This is a genomic window from Streptomyces sp. JHA26, assembly GCF_002005565.1.
Lineage (GTDB): Bacteria > Actinomycetota > Actinomycetes > Streptomycetales > Streptomycetaceae > Streptomyces.
The window spans coordinates 1-15,972 of the sequence record NZ_BDJC01000069.1 but is presented as its reverse complement, the minus strand read 5'-3'; the positions used below and the strand labels follow the sequence as shown (position 1 = coordinate 15,972).

Genomic DNA, 15,972 nt, shown 5'->3' with positions numbered 1-15,972 from the left:
ATGGCAACGCTTGAAATCCGAGACCTGCACGTCACCGTCGAGGCCGACAACGCCACGAAGGAGATCCTCAAGGGCGTCGACCTCACCGTGAAGCAGGGCGAGACGCACGCCATCATGGGCCCCAACGGCTCCGGCAAGTCGACCCTCGCCTACTCGCTCGCGGGTCACCCCAAGTACACGATCACCGGCGGCACCGTCACCCTCGACGGCGAGGACGTCCTGGAGATGTCCGTCGACGAGCGCGCCCGCGCCGGCCTCTTCCTCGCCATGCAGTACCCGGTCGAGGTCCCCGGCGTCTCGGTCTCCAACTTCCTGCGCACCTCCGCCACCGCCGTCCGCGGCGAGGCCCCCAAGCTGCGCACCTGGGTGAAGGAGGTCAAGGAGGCCATGGAGCGCCTCAGCATGGACCCCGCCTTCGCCGAGCGCAACGTCAACGAGGGCTTCTCCGGCGGTGAGAAGAAGCGCCACGAGATCCTCCAGCTGGAGCTGCTCAAGCCGAAGGTCGCGATCCTCGACGAGACCGACTCCGGCCTGGACGTCGACGCCCTGCGCGTCGTCTCCGAGGGCGTCAACCGCGTTCGCGAGACCGGCGAGGTCGGCACCCTGCTGATCACGCACTACACGCGCATCCTGCGCTACATCAAGCCCGACCACGTCCACGTCTTCTCGGCCGGCCGCATCGTCGAGTCCGGCGGTGCCGAGCTCGCCGACAAGCTGGAGGAAGAGGGCTACGAGGCATACACGAAGGGTGGCGCATCCGCGTGACACAGCTGCCGGGCCTCCTCGACACCGAGGCGATCCGCAAGGACTTCCCGATCCTGGACCGAGTGATCCACGACGGGAGGAAGCTCGTCTACCTCGACAACGCCGCGACCTCGCAGACCCCGCGCCAGGTCATCGACGTGCTCGACGAGTACTACGAGCAGCACAACGCCAACGTCCACCGTGGCGTGCACGTCCTCGCCGAGGAGGCCACGGCACTGTACGAGGGTGCGCGGGACAAGGTCGCGGAGTTCATCAACGCGCCCTCCCGCGACGAGGTGATCTTCACCAAGAACGCCTCGGAGTCCCTCAACCTCGTGGCGAACATGCTGGGCTGGGCCGACGAGCCCTACCGCGTGGACCACGAGACCGAGATCGTCATCACGGAGATGGAGCACCACTCCAACATCGTGCCGTGGCAGCTGCTCGCGCAGCGCACGGGCGCGAAGCTCCGCTGGTTCGGCCTCACGGACGACGGCCGCCTGGACCTCTCGAACATAGAGGAGGTCATCACGGAGAAGACCAAGATCGTCTCCTTCGTGCTGGTCTCCAACATCCTGGGCACCCAGAACCCGGTCGAGGCGATCGTGCGCCGCGCCCAGGAGGTCGGCGCCCTCGTGTGCATCGACGCCTCCCAGGCCGCGCCGCACATGCCGCTGGACGTGCAGGCCCTCCAGGCCGACTTCGTGGCCTTCACCGGCCACAAGATGTGCGGTCCGACCGGCATCGGCGTCCTGTGGGGCCGCCAGGAACTCCTGGAGGACCTCCCGCCGTTCCTCGGCGGCGGCGAGATGATCGAGACCGTCTCGATGCACTCCTCCACCTACGCCCCGGCACCGCACAAGTTCGAGGCGGGCACGCCCCCGATCGCGCAGGCGGTCGGTCTCGGCGCGGCGATCGACTACCTCAACTCGATCGGCATGGACAAGATCCTCGCCCACGAGCACGCGCTGACCGAGTACGCCGTCAAGCGGCTGCTGGAGGTCCCCGACCTGCGCATCATCGGCCCCACCACGGCCGAGGAGCGCGGCGCCGCGATCTCCTTCGCCCTGGGTGACATCCACCCGCACGACGTGGGCCAGGTCCTGGACGAGCAGGGCATCGCGGTCCGGGTCGGCCACCACTGCGCGCGGCCGGTCTGCCTGCGGTACGGAATTCCTGCGACCACGCGAGCGTCGTTCTATCTGTACTCCACGCCGGGCGAGATCGACGCGCTGGTCGACGGCCTGGAGCACGTACGGAACTTCTTCGGCTGACGGGACGAGCGAATCGCATGAAGATGGACTCCATGTACCAGGAAGTCATCCTGGACCACTACAAGAACCCGCACGGGCGTGGTCTGAGGGATGGCGACGCCGAGGTGCACCACGTCAACCCGACGTGCGGTGACGAGATCACACTGCGCGTGAAGTACGACGGCACGACGGTCAGCGACGTCTCGTACGAGGGGCACGGCTGCTCGATCAGCCAGGCGTCCGCCTCCGTGCTGAACGACCTGCTGGTCGGCAAGGACCTCACCCAGGCGCAGAAGATCCAGGAGACCTTCCTGGAGCTGATGCAGTCCAAGGGGAAGATCGAGCCCGACGACGCCATGGAGGACGTCCTGGAGGACGCGGTCGCGTTCGCCGGGGTGTCGAAGTATCCGGCCCGGGTCAAGTGCGCCCTGCTGAGCTGGATGGCCTGGAAGGACGCGACCGCCCAGGCACTGGACGGAGCCGACGCCGAGAAGGAGACGACGGCATGAGCGAGACCGTGGAGACGAAGCCGGCCTCGGAGGAGGAGCTCCGCGAGGCCCTGATGGACGTCGTCGACCCCGAACTGGGCATCGACGTCGTCAACCTGGGCCTGATCTACGGCATCCACGTCGACGACGCGAACATCGCGACCGTCGACATGACCCTGACGTCGGCGGCGTGTCCGCTGACGGACGTGATCGAGGACCAGGCCAAGTCCGCCACGGACGGCCTCGTCAACGAGCTGCGCATCAACTGGGTCTGGATGCCGCCGTGGGGCCCGGACAAGATCACGGACGACGGCCGCGAGCAGCTGCGCGCGCTCGGGTTCAACGTCTGAGACACACCGCTTCGAGGAACGGCGGCGCCTTCGGGCGCCGCCGTTCCGGCGTCTCCCGGCGACCCGCTGCGTACGCTCGTGCCCATGGGATATCTGCTCCTGGCCGGAGCCATAGCCGCCGAGGTCGCCGGGACCACCGCCATGAAGTACAGCGAGGGCTTCAGCCGGCCGGGGCCCTCCGTGCTGACCGCCCTCGGGTACCTGATCTCCTTCGCGCTGCTCGCCCAGACCCTGAAGACCCTCTCCGTCGGCACGGCCTACGCCATCTGGTCCGGGGTGGGCACCGCGGCCATCGCCACGATCGGGGTGGCGTTCATGGGGGAGGGGATGACCCTCACCAAGGCGGCCGGGATCGCGCTGATCATCGTCGGCGTGGTGGTGCTGAACCTGGGTGGGGCGCACTGATGCCCCGCCGCCCCGGACCCGGCACCGGTGCAAGCCGCTCTTGGCCTCGGCACGGGCCCGTCCCGGTACCGCGGACGTCTCCGTACCGCCCGGCACGCGAGACGGCCGCGGGGTCGGCTCGCCTCCACGGGCGACGGCCGGTTAGGTTGCCCTCATGACCGACACGACTGCTCCCCGCACCACCGGCGCCGTGGCCGCCGGGCTCGCCACCATCGCCGCCGACGGCACCGTCCTCGACACCTGGTTCCCCGCCCCCGAACTGACCGCCGAGCCCGGTCCCTCCGGCACCGAGCGCCTCACCGCCGAACAGGCCGCCGAACTCCTCGGCGGCGGCGCCACCGCCGCGGTCGGCCCGGACGCCCGCCGCGGCGTCGAGGTGGTCGCGGTCCGCACGGTCATCGCCTCGCTCGACGACAAGCCGATCGACGCCCACGACGTCTACCTGCGCCTGCACCTGCTCTCGCACCGTCTGGTCGAGCCGCACGGCCAGAACCTGGACGGCATCTTCGGCCACCTCGCCAACGTCGCCTGGACCTCGCTCGGACCGGTCGCCGTGGACGACGTCGAGAAGGTCCGCCTCAACGCCCGCGCCGAGGGCCTGCACCTCCAGGTCACCTCGGTCGACAAGTTCCCGCGCATGACGGACTACGTCGCCCCCAAGGGCGTGCGCATCGCCGACGCCGACCGCGTCCGCCTCGGCGCGCACCTGGCCGCGGGCACCACGGTCATGCACGAGGGCTTCGTCAACTTCAACGCCGGCACGCTCGGCACCTCGATGGTCGAGGGCCGCATCTCCGCGGGCGTCGTCATCGGCGACGGCTCCGACATCGGCGGCGGCGCCTCCACCATGGGCACCCTCTCCGGCGGCGGCAACGTCCGCATCACCATCGGCGAACGCTGCCTGGTCGGCGCCGAGGCGGGCGTGGGCATCGCGCTGGGCGACGAGTGCGTGGTCGAGGCCGGCCTGTACGTCACCGCGGGCACCCGCGTCACGATGCCCGACGGCCAGATCGTCAAGGCCCGCGAACTCTCCGGCGCCTCGAACATCCTCTTCCGCCGCAACTCGGTCACGGGCGCGGTCGAGGCCCGACCGAACAACGCGGTGTGGGGCGGCCTGAACGAGGTGCTCCACAGCCACAACTGATCACCGGCGGCGGTCCGGGCCCGGCCGAGCCCGGCACCGAGCGGCGTCGGAGGCGAGGTCGGTGTGTGCGGCCAGCAGTCGGGCGGCCGTGTCGGAATCCGCCGGGCGCAGCGGTGGACGGACCGGGCCCGCGGGCAGGCCCAGCGCGCTCAGGAGGGCCTTGGCGGTGACCGTGCCGGGCAGGTCCGACGCCATCATCAGCTCGGTGAGGGGGATCGTCCGCCGCTGGAGCCGGGCCGCCTCCCGGGTGCGGCCCGCGTCGAAGGCGTCGAGGACGGCGCGGAACGGTTCCGGTGCGACGTTCGCGACCGTGCTGACGTATCCGGCGGCGCCGAGCGCGTACAGGGCGAGGATCTGTTCGTCGCAGCCCGCGTAGTACGCCAGGTCCGTGCGGGAGAGCACCTTCTGGATGCCGAGGAGGTCGTAGGAGCAGTCCTTCACGGCCACGACGCGGGGATGTCCGGCCAGCCGGACGATCGTGTCGGGCTCGATGCGGGTGCCGGTGCGGCCCGGGACGTCGTAGAGCATGACGGGCAGCCCGCAGGCGTCCGCGATCTCCCGGAAGTGGGCCTCCAGCGCGTCCTGCGGGGGCCTGCTGTAGTACGGCGCGACCACCAGCAGGCCGTCCGCGCCGGCCTTCTCGGCGGCTCGCGCCAGCTCCACCGTGTGCCGGGTGTCGGCGGTGCCCACCCCGGCGACCAGCGCCGCCCGGCCCCCGACCGCCTCACGCACCGCCGTGACCAGCGCCGCCTTCTCCGCGTCCGTGGTGGTCGGCGACTCGCCCGTCGTACCGGACAGCACCAGGCCGTCGCAGCCCCGCGACACCAGTGCGTCCGCGAGCCGTTGGGCGCCGTCGAGGTCGAGCGCCCCCGTCCCGGTGAAGGGGGTGACCATGGCGCACAGGGCGCGGCCGAAGGGGCGGGGAGGGCGCATGGGGGCGGTGGGGCCGTCAGTCGTCATGGGAGCAGTGTCGGCGACCGGATCGCGTAGCTCTACTTAAATCTCCTACGAGACACGGGTAAGAGTTGCTGAGAGGTGGGGGTGGGGGTAGCGGTCGTCGAGCGGGGGTACCCGGATTCCTCCGAACCGAGAGGAGGCGGAACGCTGTGACCACCATGCACACCAGGCCGGTGCACGACGAGCACCACTCCGTGGGTGAACTCGTCGGGCAGGCCACCGAACAGCTCTCCCGGCTCGTGCGCCAGGAAGTGGCCCTCGCCAAGATGGAGCTGGCCGAGAAGGGCAAGCGCGCCGGGCGCGGCGGCGGAATGCTCGGTGCCGCGGGCGCCATCGCCTACGTCGGCCTGTTCGCCCTGGCCGGCACGGCCGTCGCCGCACTCTCGCTGGCGCTGCCCGTCTGGGCCGCGGCGCTCATCGTGACGGCGGTGCTCTTCGTGATCGCAGGTGTCCTGGCCATGACCGGCCGCGCCCAGCTCCGCCGAGCCGCACCCCCCAAGCCCGAGCAGACCCTCGGCAGCGTCAGGGCCGACGTGGACGAGATCAGGGAAAGGGCGCATCGATGACCGACGCGACGAGCGGAGACGGCGCGAGGACCGGCTCCACCGCGCAGCCGACCGGCGGGGCCAAGGGGCCCGACGAGCTGCGACGGCAGATCGAGCAGACCCGCAGCCAGCTCGGTGAGACCGTGGAGGAGCTGGCGGGGAAGGCGGACGTGAAGGGCCGCGCCAAGGCCCGGGCCGCCGACCTCAGGGACAAGGCCGGTGCCATGACCGTGCAGCTGCGCAGTTCCGCCGCGCAGGCCGGTCACACCGTGCAGGAGAAGGCGGGACGGGCCGGTCACACCGTGCAGGAGAAGGCGGGACGGGCCGGTCACACCGTGCAGGAAAAGGCGGGACGGGCCGGTCACGCCGTGCAGGAGAAGGCCGGCCACACCGGCCACACCGCCCAGCACCGGGCCCGGCAGCCCGTGCCCGAGCGGGTGCGCGGCGTGGTCCGGGCCGGGAAGCGGCATCCGCGTCCGGTGCTCCTCGCCGGCGCGGCGGCCGGTGCGGTGGTCGCGGCGGGTGTGCTGGTGCGCCGACGGCACGCGCACTGCTGACCCCGGAGACGGTGCGACGAGGGGTCTCCGTGTGCGGGCCCCTCGCCGTTCCCGTTCCGATGCCGTCGGACCGGACTTGACCTCAACCTTGGTCGAGGTCGGAGGGTGGTGCGTGCACCCGACGACCACCGACCAGTGGAGGCCGGCATGACCCGCCGTACCGACGCACACCCCGACCTCGAACACCCCGACGTGCAGGCCCCCTTCTTCAGCACCTGGCGCGTCGGCACCCCCGAGCGGCAGCGACGGACCGTCGACGCCATCGCCCGCACCTGGGAGCGCCGCCCCTGGCCCGCCGAGGACCTGCTGAGCTACCACGTCTACACCGGCCACGACGGCAGCACCCTCCTGCACCACTCGCAGTGGGCGAGCGAGCAGGCGTACGAGGCCTTCGTCAAGACGCACCGGCAGGAGCGCGTCGACGAGATCGACACCGCCGTGCCGGGCATCGAACGGCTCGGCCTCGGACGGTACCGGCGCTACCGCAGCGGCACCCGCGCCCAGGGCCCGGTCCCGGGGTGCGTCGTCATCGTCGGCGTCGAGTTCGAGGGACCCGACCCCGCCCGGCAACGCGCCTGGGTCGACGCCGTGTTCGACGCCCTGGCCGGCGAGACCGAGCCCGCCCCCGGCGGTGTCTCCGCCCACTTCCACCTCAGCACCGACGGCACCCGCGTCCTCAACTACGCCGAGTGGGAGAGTGCCCAGGCCCACCTCGACGCCCTCGTCGCACCGGGCGAGGGCATCGGATCCGCGACCGTCCTGTGGGAGCGGGTGCAGAACTGGCCGGGGCTGAGGAGCAGCACGGTCGAGCGCTACGACCACGCCCTCGGCCTGGTGCCGCGCTGAACCCGCCCCCCGGCGGACCGGTTACGGACGGAACCGCAGCACCTGCGGGTCGTGGTCGCTGATCTGGTCGGGGAACTCGGCGTTGATGTGCACGCTGTCGTAGGACAGGTGCCCACCGCGGCGGATCGACGGGCTGACCAGGATCTGGTCGAGGGCCTGGCTGTTGCCCTGGTAGACGTACGAGTAACGCTCGCTCCGCGGCAGCGACTTGACCGCCGACCACAGGGCGCCGCCGTCCTCCAGGATCTTCGTCGTCCCGGAGAACTCGAAGTCGTTGATGTCGCCGAGGGCGATGACGTCCGCGTTCTTCTGGGCGGCCAGGATCTCCTTGACGAAGGTGTTCACCGCCTTCGCCTGGAGGTGACGCTGCGTCTCCGAGCTGCGCGCCGGCGGCTGGTACTGCGCGGTCAGGCCCTGGTCGCCGCCCTTGGAGTTGAAGTGGTTGGCGATGACGAAGACCGTCCGGCCGCGGAAGACGAACTCGCCGACCAGCGGCTTGCGGCTGTTCTCCCAGGCCGTGTTCGCCGGGTCGACGCGGCCGGGGGAGTGCGTGAGCACCGCCTTGCCGCGCACCTTCGCCACCCCGGTCGCGGTGGTCGCGTCGCCGGCCGCGCGGTCGGTGAAGGAGACCCGCTCCGGGTTGAACAGGAACGCCTGGCGGATGTTGCCGCCGGGCTCGCCGCCGTCCGCCTTGTCGACCGGGTCGATGCCCCGCCACTCGTAGCGCGGGCCGCCCGCCGCGACGATCGCGTCGATCAGCTTGCCGACCGTCGCGTCGGCGGCCACCGTGCCGTCGTCCTCGGCGCCGTTGTTGTCCTGGATCTCCTCCAGGGACACGATGTCGGGCGACTTCAGGTGGTGCACGATCGCGTCGGCGTGCGCGGCGAAGGTGCCGTCGGACGGGTCGAGGTTCTCGACGTTGTACGTCGCCACCGCCAGCTCGCGGCCGCTCTGCGCGCGCGTCGACTCGCGCTCGGTGCCCCCGCTCTCCAGGGTGCCGATCTCGCTCGCGACCAGCGTGTAGCCGCCGTACTGGTTGTAGTCCAGCGGGCCGGCGGTCGTGCCGGCGAGGGTGTCGCCGACGGTGGCCTCGGGGAAGTCGGCCGGCTTGCCCAGGGACTGGATCTGCAGCCGGCCGGTGTTCCGGGAGTCGTAGGAGCCGTAGACCGTGCCGCCGCGCCGGTTGGCGTTCTCCCACGGCTTCACCGTGACCCACAGCTCGGTGTACGGGTCCGAGGCGCCGACCACGCGGGCGTCGGCGACCCGGACGTTCATGCCCTCCAGGGACTCGTAGTAGTCCAGGGCGTACCGCGCCGGACGCAGCGGCAGGGCGTTGACCGAGCCGTTCGCGGCCGGGTCGCCCTCGGGGGCGTAGGCGCGCGGCACGGACCGGGCGGAGACGGTCGTCGCGGCCGGGACCGCGTTGCCGCTCGAGACGACGGTGACCGTCGGGCGGGTGATCTCGGTCAGCGACTGGTTGCCGGACGAGGTGCCGCCCGGGACGAACTCCGAGACCGTGCCGGAGACGGTGACCGCGTCACCGACGGCGACCTTCGGCGTGGAGCTCGTGAAGACGAAGACGCCCTCGCTGGTGGCCGGATCCGTGTCCGGCCGCGGGTCCTGCATCCAGAAGCCTCTGGAGGAGCCGTAGCCGCGGACGCCGGTGACGATTCCGGCCACGTCCGTGACCTGCTTGCCGGCGTACGGCGACAGCCGGGTCGTGCCCTGGACGTCGTGGATGCGCACCGAGTCGGCGTGCGCGGGCGAGGTGAGGACGACGGTGGACGCAGCCGAGCAGACGGCGGCGACGGTGAGCGCGGCGAGGCGCGCGGAGGACTTGCTGGCCAACGGGATCCCTCCGGGGACGAGACAGAGCGCCGGGACGAGGGTGGGAAGCGAGGGACCGAAGGGTCCGCACGGACCTGGGTGAACACTTGTCCCCCGCTTTCTACGCGCGTCAATCTCCTGCCTGCTCAGGCCGGTTGTCAAGGTTTCGGCCATGTACGGCACCCGACGGGGAGATGAACCGGGCGGCATCGGTGGAAACCCGTCTAGGCTGAGCGGCTGAGCCGTACGGCAGCAAGGACGGCCGTACGGCGGTCGAGGCGCGCGAGGAGAAACAGCCGATGTCAGACAGCTCCACCCTGCCGCCCGCACGGCTGCGACCCGAAGCGGAGCTGGCCCGCGACGCGCTGTCCACGCCGGTGCTCTCCCGGGCCGCCCGGCTCGCCCGCTGGGCCGGGCCGGACACCCGCGTCGACGCCGGGGGCGGACTCGTCGAGGAACAGCTGCCGGCGGCCGCCGAGCTGCTCGGGCTGACCGGGGACGACGCCGCCGCGTACGCGAGCGAGGCGTGGCGGATCGCGGTGGACACCGGGCTGGTGGAGATCACCGACGAGGAGGAGGGCACCGTCACGACGGGCGAGGACCTCGCCCTGCTCACCGGCGGCTCCCCGCAGGACGTGCTCGGCGTGTGGCTCACCGCGCTGGAGACCGTGCTCGCCGACGCGAGCGTGCCCGACCTGGACGACCTGGTCGACGCGATGGCCGAGGGCGGCGAGGTCGACCTGTCGTCCCTCGGCTGGGACCCGGAGTCCGAGGCCGAGCTCCTCGACGGCGTGCTCGGCAACCTCTACCTGCTCACCGTCGGCGAGGAGGGGCCCGACGACACCGCGGTGCCGCTGCCCGCGCTGGCCGCGTCCGTCATCGTCCCCGGCGACATGACCGAGCCCACCAACGACGTGCTGGAGCAGGTCTCGGACGCGATGATGCGGCTGGACGACCAGTTCCGGCTGCTGGAGCCCATCGGCCTCGTCACGTACCGGCCGGTGGACGAGGCCCTGATGACCGACGCGGACGAGGAGCCCGCGGCGCCCGTCGACGAGACCGACGTCGCCCGCTACGGCATGGTCCGGCTCACCCCGCTCGGACTGTACGGACTGCGCACCCGGCTGCTGGAGGCCGGCTTCGAGGTGCCCGTCGTCGGCGACCTCGCCGACAAGGGCGCCGACGCGCTCCTGGACGGCACGGCGTCCTTCCCGCCGGCGTCGGCCCACGCCGAGACCGAGCTGTGGCTGGCCCGCCGCGAACCGCTCGCCGCGGCGCGCGAACTGCTGGCCGCGGCCCGCGGCTCGGACCCCGGCGCGCCCCTGCGCCGGCTGCGCTGCCAGCAGGCGCTGTCCCTGGTCGGCGCCGGGGCCGAGCCCGCGCTGCGGGAGGTCCTCGGCGACGCGGAGCTCGGGGGCCTGGCCCGGGTCTGGCTGACCGAGCACGGGGCCCGCGACGTGCCGGCGCCGCCGCAGGAGATGGTCTTCTGGCTGACCATCGACACGGTGGCCGCGCAGCTCGCCGCCGAGGGCAACTCCGAGGAACTGCGGGCCCTCGTGCAGGGGCTGGCCAGGCAGCACAGCGGGTTCTTCGACACCGCGTGGCGTGTCGAACACCCGGCGACGGCGGACGTGCTGGAGGCGATGGGGCGGCTGCACCCCGACAAGAAGGTGGCCAAGGAGGCGCGTAAGGCGGCGTTCAAGGCGAGGTCCCAGCAGGGGGGTTGAGCGGGGCTCCGGCCCGGGCGGGCCGCGGCGGACCCGGCGTCGCGACCGGCCGGGGCGGGTGACGCGGCCCGGCGCCCACGGGGTGTCTCCCCTCGGAGGGGGCGCCCTCGGCGCCCACCCGTGCCGCCCCTGGGGCGGATTCACGCAAGTGGGCAGGGGGCGGTCGCGTGCAGTTCAGGTGTTGTTCAGACGTGGGCGACAACGTGACGCCGAACCGAGGTCCGCCACCCTCCACGGCACGCTCATCGTCACAGGAGACACCATGTCGCTCACCCGCAGGGACTTCGCCAGCAGATCCGCACTCACCGGTGCCGGAGTCGTGCTGGCGGGCAGTGTCGGCGCCCTCGCCACCGCCCCGCAGGCCCTCGCGTCCACCGACACCGAGAGCGCGGGTCACGAGCACGGCCACGGCCATGGTCATGACCACGGCGGCGTCGGCTACGGTCCGCTGGTCCCCGACCTGGACGGCATCCTCGCCCTGCCCGCCGGCTTCCGCTACGAGATCGTCACCTACAGCGGCCGGACCAAGCTGGAGACGGGCGAGTACACCCCCTCCAACCACGACGGCACCGCCACCTTCGAGGGACCGCGCGGCACCACCCTCCTGGTCAACAACCACGAACTCGCCGGCCCCCGCGCCAACTGGCCGCACCCCGTGCCGCTCACCGAGGGCCTCGTCTACGACCCGGCGGCCGCCGGCGGCTGCACGGTCGTCGAGGTCCGCCGCGGCGGCCACGTCGCCGAGTGGGTCGGCATCGCCGGCACCGCCACCAACTGCGCGGGCGGCAGCACCCCGTGGGGCACCTGGCTGACCTGCGAGGAGACCGAGGACAAGGCCGGCCGGAACGGCATGACCAAGGACCACGGCTACGTCTTCGAGGTCGACCCCGAGGACCGCCGCGCCAACCGGAACCCCAAGCCGATCAAGGCGCTCGGCCGCTACGCCCACGAAGCCGTCGTCATCGACCCCAAGCGCGGGCACGCGTACCTCACCGAGGACGCCTCCGGCCCCAACGGCCTGTTCTACCGCTGGACCCCGCCGGAGGGCTTCCGGCACGGCCGGGGCCGGCTGCGCACCCTCGCCGACGACGCCGGCGTCCTCGAGGCGTTCAAGTGCTTCGACTCCGGCGGCACGTTCGTCGACGACCTCTCCCGCGCCACGAGGACCGGCACCGTCTACGGCGTCGACTGGGTCGAGGTCCCCGACCGGGACGCGAAGACCACCTCCGTGCGCAAGCAGTTCACCGACGGCCAGGTCACCCGCGCCCGCAAGCTGGAGGGCATGTGGTGGGCCGACGGCGGCGCCTACGTCGTCTCCTCCTTCGCCCGTGACGAGAGCCCCCGGCAGCACGACGGCCAGGTCTGGTTCTACGACCCCAAGCGCCGCACCCTCACCCTGAAGGTCCTCCTCGGCGTCAACCCCGACCCCTCCGCCGACGGTGCCTTCGACGGCCCCGACAACATCACCGTCTCGCCCTACGGCGGCCTCGTCATCGCCGAGGACGGCGAAGGCGTGCAGCACCTGTTCGGCGCCACCGACAGCGGCCGCACCTACCCCATCGCCCGCAACGAGCTGAACATCGGGACCGAGGAGGAGCCCGAGTACAGCGAGTTCACCGGCGTCACCTTCTCGCCCGACGGCCGCACCCTGTACGCCAACATCCAGACGCCCGGCATCATGCTGGCGATCACGGGGCCGTGGAAGCGGCAGAAGCGCGGCCATTAATTCGCTCGCCCGACCCGTGACCACCCCTTTAGAGTGATGAACGTCCAGGTGCGAAGGCAGGACCTACTTCCACTCATCATGGGGCGGTCACGGGTTCGAGTCCCGTCTCCGGCACAACGCGCCGGTGTAGCTCAGGGGCTGGAGCACCTTGTCGGTTCCGCCGACCCGAACTCTGGACACACATGACTTCACGCACCTCCCGGTGCGCGGGCCGCGGCTACTTCTTCTGCAAAAAGAATCCCATGCCGCTGCCCACCTGATCTCGGGAGGCGCAGCAGTCGGAGCGGTGCCCGGTGCGCAGGCAGCGGATACTTCCTTTGATCGGACGGTTGCGGGTTCGAATCCCGTCATCGACTTCGGGTCGGTGTAGCTCAATCGGGTAGAGCATTCGAAATGTTCCCGTCGCCGATTTCGACCTCGGGCACCCTCCTCCTGCTGCGTCTCCCTCCGAAAGCATCCTGGAATTCGGGGGAATTCACCATGGCGCGCTTCAACACCAAGGCCGCGAAGGCGCAGCCCACCTCGCGCGTGACGTCGACGGGCCGCGTCCTCACCACCCATCAGGGCGGCCGGGGCCACGAGCGCGACCCGCGCTCCGAACTCTTCCTGCTCGCGGTCGGCAACTTCGTGTCGCAGCAGACCTTCTACGAGTCCGGCGCCGACCGCGACGACCGGTTCGCCGCGCTCGTGCGCGAACTCGCCCTCCGCGACCCGTCCTGGACGGCCGGCCTGCTCGGCTGGCTGCGCGGTGAAGGCAACCTGCGCACCGCGTCGATCGTCGGTGCCGCCGAGTACGTCAAGGCGCGGCTCGACGCCGGCGCCATCGACGGACCGTCGAACCGGCAGGTCGTCGCCTCCGTCCTGCGGCGTCCCGACGAGCCCGGCGAGCTGCTCGCCTACTGGACGGCCACCTACGGCCGCGCCGTGCCCAAGCCGGTCAAGCGGGGGATCGCCGACGCCGTGCGGCGGCTCTACCACGGCAAGTCGCTGCTGAAGTACGACACCGCGTCCAAGGGGTACCGCTTCGGCGACATCCTCAACCTGGTGCACGCGGCGCCGGACCCGGACAAGCCGTGGCAGGGCGAGCTGTTCCAGTACGCGCTGGACCGCCGGCACAACCCCGACACCGCGGTGCCGCCCGCGTCGAACCGCGTCCTGACCGCCCACCGCGAGCTGATGGCGCTGCTCGTCGAGCGGCGGCGCGCGGTCGTCACCGCACCCGACGGTGCCGAGCGGCTCGCGGCGGCGGGCATCACGTGGGAGATGCTGGCCGGCTGGCTCCAGGGCCCCATGGACAAGGCCGCCTGGGAAGCGGTCATCCCGTCCATGGGAGCGATGGCGCTGACGCGCAACCTGCGCAACTTCGACGAGGCCGGCGTCTCGGACGAGGTCGCGGCTCAGGTCGCCGCCCGGATCAGCGACCCGGACGAGGTGGCGCGCTCGCGGCAGTTCCCCTTCCGCTACCTCGCCGCGTACCGGCACGCACCGTCGCTGCGCTGGTCGTACCCGCTGGAGCAGGCGCTCGGCCACTCGCTGGCCAACGTGCCCGCGCTGGGAGGCCGGACGCTGGTCCTCGTGGACCGGTCGGGCTCGATGTTCCACTCGCGGATGTCGGACCGCTCCGAGCTGACCCGGGCCGACGCGGCGGCGGTCTTCGGCACGGCGCTGGCACTGCGGGCGGCCCACGCCGACCTGGTGGAGTTCGGTTCGTCGAGCAACCGCGTGAGGTACCGCAAGGGCGAGTCGGTGCTGAAGGTGCTGGACCGCTTCGGCGACCTCGGCGGCACCGACACCACCGAGGCGGTACGGCGCCACTGCAAGCGGCACGACCGGGTGCTGATCGTCACCGACGAGCAGTACGCGTACAGCAGGCACGGTGACCCGACCGAGCAGGTCCCGGCGGACGTGCCGGTCTACACCTGGAACCTCGCCGGGTACCGGGCGGGCCACGGTCCGTCGGGCCGGGCGAACCGGCACACCTTCGGGGGCCTGACGGACGCGGCCTTCCGGATGGTGCCGCTGCTCGAGGCGGCCCGGGACGCCGACTGGCCCTGGGATGCGGCCGCCTGAGCCGCCGGACGGCCGGACCTCCGGAGCGACCCGGGCCGCGCCGGCCCCGCGCGGTAGGCTGCCGGGGAGGTCCTCGGCGGGCAGGGAGTAGTGGGGTGGCGCAGGTCAGGCCCATGCGGGCGGATGCCCGGCGCAATCGTGAGCGGCTGCTCGCGGTGGCCGTCGCGGCCTTCGCCGAGCGCGGCGAGGGCGCCTCGCTGGACGACATCGCCAAGCGTGCCGGGGTCGGCGTCGGCACCCTGTACCGGCACTTCCCGACACGGCAGGCGTTGCTGGAGGCCGCCTACCTGGAGCGGATCGAGGCGATCGCCGCCCGTGCCGACGTGATCGCGGCCGGACGGCCGGCCGGCGAGGCGCTGGTGGCGTGGCTCGGCGAACTCGCCGTCGGGATGCTCCAGATGAGCGCGCTGAAGGCACTGCTGGGCACGGCCGTCACCGGCGGCGACGCCGCGGTGGGCGCGGCCTGCGGCGACTGCGTGCGCGGGGCGGCGACGCGGCTGGTGCGGGCGGCGCAGGACGAGGGCGCGCTGCGACGCGACGTCGAGCCCGTCGAGGTGCTGCGGCTGGTGCACGGCGTGGTGACGGCGTCCGAGATGGCCGGCCCGGAGGACGGGACGTCCGTGCGGCGGTATCTCTCCCTGGTGGTCGACGGGTTGCGGGCGTAGGGCCGCGCCGGGGTCCGGGGAGGCACGGCCCTGTGCCCGGTCCGCCTACAGCGCCTGGGCCGCCGGCTTCACCATGCCCCGGACCGTGCGGGACTTGATGAAGTCGCCCATGGCGGTCATCTCCCACTCGCCGGAGAACTGACGGATCAGCTTCGCCATCATCACGCCGGTCTGCGGTTCGGCGCCGGTGAGGTCGAAGCGGACCAGTTCCTCGCCGGTCGTGCCGTCGAGGAGGCGGCAGTAGGCCTTGGCGACCTCGGTGAACTTCTGGCCGGAGAAGGAGTTCACCGTGAAGACCAGGCCGGTGACGTCCGCGGGGAGCCGGCCGAGGTCGACGGTGATCACCTCGTCGTCCCCGCCGCCCTCGCCGGTCAGATTGTCGCCGGAGTGGCGGATCGCGCCGCCCACGATCTGGAGCTTGCCGAAGTAGCAGCTGTCGATGTGGTTGCGCTGCGGGCCGTAGGCGATGACCGAGGCGTCCAGGTCGATGTCCTTGCCGCGGTACGCGGGCTCCCAGCCGAGGCCCATCCTGACCTGGGACAGCAGCGGCCGGCCGCCCTTGACCAGGGAGACGGTCTGGTTCTTCTGGAGGCTGACCCGGCCCTTGTCGAGGTTGACCTTCCCGGTGCCGGGCGCGGGCGGGGCCGGCGGCGCCGGGGGAGCGGCGG

Annotated in this window: 16 protein-coding genes; 13 read left to right on the top strand and 3 right to left on the bottom strand. The window is 72.0% G+C overall.

Annotated features, from left to right (window positions below; all coding sequences use genetic code 11):
• From sufC to dapD, 6 genes are all read left to right on the top strand, one after another.
• Positions 1 to 765 (top strand): Fe-S cluster assembly ATPase SufC, encoded by a 765-nt coding sequence (sufC, locus tag JHAT_RS29500; RefSeq protein ID WP_077801336.1) that lies wholly within the window; start codon positions 1 to 3, stop codon positions 763 to 765.
• A complete protein-coding gene (locus JHAT_RS29495) occupies positions 762 to 2,018 on the top strand; it encodes a cysteine desulfurase (RefSeq protein WP_077801335.1) in 1,257 nt (418 codons plus the stop codon). The genes sufC and JHAT_RS29495 overlap by 4 nt, the downstream gene beginning before the upstream one ends.
• Before the next feature lie 17 nt (positions 2,019 to 2,035).
• On the top strand, positions 2,036 to 2,506 hold the full coding sequence (sufU, locus tag JHAT_RS29490; protein WP_077801334.1) for a Fe-S cluster assembly sulfur transfer protein SufU: 471 nt from the start codon (positions 2,036 to 2,038) through the stop codon (positions 2,504 to 2,506).
• Positions 2,503 to 2,835, top strand: a complete 333-nt coding sequence (locus JHAT_RS29485; protein WP_077801333.1) for a metal-sulfur cluster assembly factor — start codon at positions 2,503 to 2,505, stop codon at positions 2,833 to 2,835. The genes sufU and JHAT_RS29485 overlap by 4 nt, the downstream gene beginning before the upstream one ends.
• A gap of 84 nt (positions 2,836 to 2,919) precedes the next feature.
• The gene (locus tag JHAT_RS29480; protein ID WP_077801332.1) at positions 2,920 to 3,240 is read left to right on the top strand and encodes a multidrug efflux SMR transporter; all 321 of its coding nucleotides are present in this window, start codon (positions 2,920 to 2,922) and stop codon (positions 3,238 to 3,240) included.
• A gap of 154 nt (positions 3,241 to 3,394) precedes the next feature.
• Entirely contained in the window at positions 3,395 to 4,384 is a 990-nt protein-coding gene (gene dapD, locus JHAT_RS29475; protein WP_077801331.1) for a 2,3,4,5-tetrahydropyridine-2,6-dicarboxylate N-succinyltransferase, read from the top strand.
• On the opposite strand, the gene dapA is transcribed toward dapD, so the two are convergent.
• Positions 4,385 to 5,344, bottom strand: a complete 960-nt coding sequence (gene dapA, locus JHAT_RS29470; protein ID WP_077801330.1) for a 4-hydroxy-tetrahydrodipicolinate synthase — start codon at positions 5,342 to 5,344, stop codon at positions 4,385 to 4,387.
• Positions 5,345 to 5,499: 155 nt separating this feature from the next.
• Here dapA and JHAT_RS29465 point away from each other — a divergent pair, with 155 nt between their 5' ends.
• The 3 genes from JHAT_RS29465 (at position 5,500) to JHAT_RS29455 (ending at position 7,289) form a co-directional block, all read left to right on the top strand.
• Positions 5,500 to 5,907: a phage holin family protein gene (locus JHAT_RS29465; protein WP_077801355.1), complete on the top strand. Its 408-nt coding sequence runs from the start codon at positions 5,500 to 5,502 to the stop codon at positions 5,905 to 5,907.
• Entirely contained in the window at positions 5,904 to 6,443 is a 540-nt protein-coding gene (locus JHAT_RS29460) for a DUF3618 domain-containing protein (RefSeq protein ID WP_077801329.1), read from the top strand. The genes JHAT_RS29465 and JHAT_RS29460 overlap by 4 nt, the downstream gene beginning before the upstream one ends.
• Before the next feature lie 147 nt (positions 6,444 to 6,590).
• Positions 6,591 to 7,289 (top strand): antibiotic biosynthesis monooxygenase, encoded by a 699-nt coding sequence (locus JHAT_RS29455; RefSeq protein ID WP_077801328.1) that lies wholly within the window; start codon positions 6,591 to 6,593, stop codon positions 7,287 to 7,289.
• 21 nt (positions 7,290 to 7,310) lie between these two features.
• On the opposite strand, the gene JHAT_RS29450 is transcribed toward JHAT_RS29455, so the two are convergent.
• A complete protein-coding gene (locus tag JHAT_RS29450; protein WP_077801327.1) occupies positions 7,311 to 9,137 on the bottom strand; it encodes an endonuclease/exonuclease/phosphatase family protein in 1,827 nt (608 codons plus the stop codon).
• Positions 9,138 to 9,415: 278 nt separating this feature from the next.
• Here JHAT_RS29450 and JHAT_RS29445 point away from each other — a divergent pair, with 278 nt between their 5' ends.
• From JHAT_RS29445 to JHAT_RS29430, 4 genes are all read left to right on the top strand, one after another.
• Positions 9,416 to 10,843, top strand: a complete 1,428-nt coding sequence (locus tag JHAT_RS29445) for a hypothetical protein (protein WP_077801326.1) — start codon at positions 9,416 to 9,418, stop codon at positions 10,841 to 10,843.
• A gap of 262 nt (positions 10,844 to 11,105) precedes the next feature.
• Entirely contained in the window at positions 11,106 to 12,569 is a 1,464-nt protein-coding gene (locus JHAT_RS29440) for an alkaline phosphatase PhoX (protein WP_077801325.1), read from the top strand.
• Positions 12,570 to 13,049: 480 nt separating this feature from the next.
• Positions 13,050 to 14,639: a TROVE domain-containing protein gene (locus JHAT_RS29435; RefSeq protein ID WP_077801324.1), complete on the top strand. Its 1,590-nt coding sequence runs from the start codon at positions 13,050 to 13,052 to the stop codon at positions 14,637 to 14,639.
• Positions 14,640 to 14,734: 95 nt separating this feature from the next.
• Positions 14,735 to 15,304 (top strand): TetR/AcrR family transcriptional regulator, encoded by a 570-nt coding sequence (locus tag JHAT_RS29430; RefSeq protein ID WP_253195650.1) that lies wholly within the window; start codon positions 14,735 to 14,737, stop codon positions 15,302 to 15,304.
• Between the two features lie 45 nt (positions 15,305 to 15,349).
• Here the strand turns inward: JHAT_RS29430 and JHAT_RS29425 are convergent.
• Positions 15,350 to 15,972 (bottom strand): TerD family protein (locus JHAT_RS29425; RefSeq protein ID WP_171991122.1); only part of this gene is annotated, 623 nt, incomplete at its 5' end.

Excerpts from the sequence above, each read along its gene's own strand:
- sufC (WP_077801336.1), top strand. The coding sequence starts at position 1 with ATGGCAACGCTTGAAATCCGAGACCTGCACGTCACCGTCGAGGCCGAC.
- sufU (WP_077801334.1), top strand. The coding sequence starts at position 2,036 with ATGAAGATGGACTCCATGTACCAGGAAGTCATCCTGGACCACTACAAG.
- JHAT_RS29485 (WP_077801333.1), top strand. The coding sequence starts at position 2,503 with ATGAGCGAGACCGTGGAGACGAAGCCGGCCTCGGAGGAGGAGCTCCGC.
- JHAT_RS29480 (WP_077801332.1), top strand. The coding sequence starts at position 2,920 with ATGGGATATCTGCTCCTGGCCGGAGCCATAGCCGCCGAGGTCGCCGGG.
- dapD (WP_077801331.1), top strand. The coding sequence starts at position 3,395 with ATGACCGACACGACTGCTCCCCGCACCACCGGCGCCGTGGCCGCCGGG.
- dapA (WP_077801330.1), bottom strand. The coding sequence starts at position 5,344 with ATGACGACTGACGGCCCCACCGCCCCCATGCGCCCTCCCCGCCCCTTC.
- JHAT_RS29465 (WP_077801355.1), top strand. The coding sequence starts at position 5,500 with ATGCACACCAGGCCGGTGCACGACGAGCACCACTCCGTGGGTGAACTC.
- JHAT_RS29460 (WP_077801329.1), top strand. The coding sequence starts at position 5,904 with ATGACCGACGCGACGAGCGGAGACGGCGCGAGGACCGGCTCCACCGCG.
- JHAT_RS29455 (WP_077801328.1), top strand. The coding sequence starts at position 6,591 with ATGACCCGCCGTACCGACGCACACCCCGACCTCGAACACCCCGACGTG.
- JHAT_RS29445 (WP_077801326.1), top strand. The coding sequence starts at position 9,416 with ATGTCAGACAGCTCCACCCTGCCGCCCGCACGGCTGCGACCCGAAGCG.
- JHAT_RS29440 (WP_077801325.1), top strand. The coding sequence starts at position 11,106 with ATGTCGCTCACCCGCAGGGACTTCGCCAGCAGATCCGCACTCACCGGT.
- JHAT_RS29435 (WP_077801324.1), top strand. The coding sequence starts at position 13,050 with ATGGCGCGCTTCAACACCAAGGCCGCGAAGGCGCAGCCCACCTCGCGC.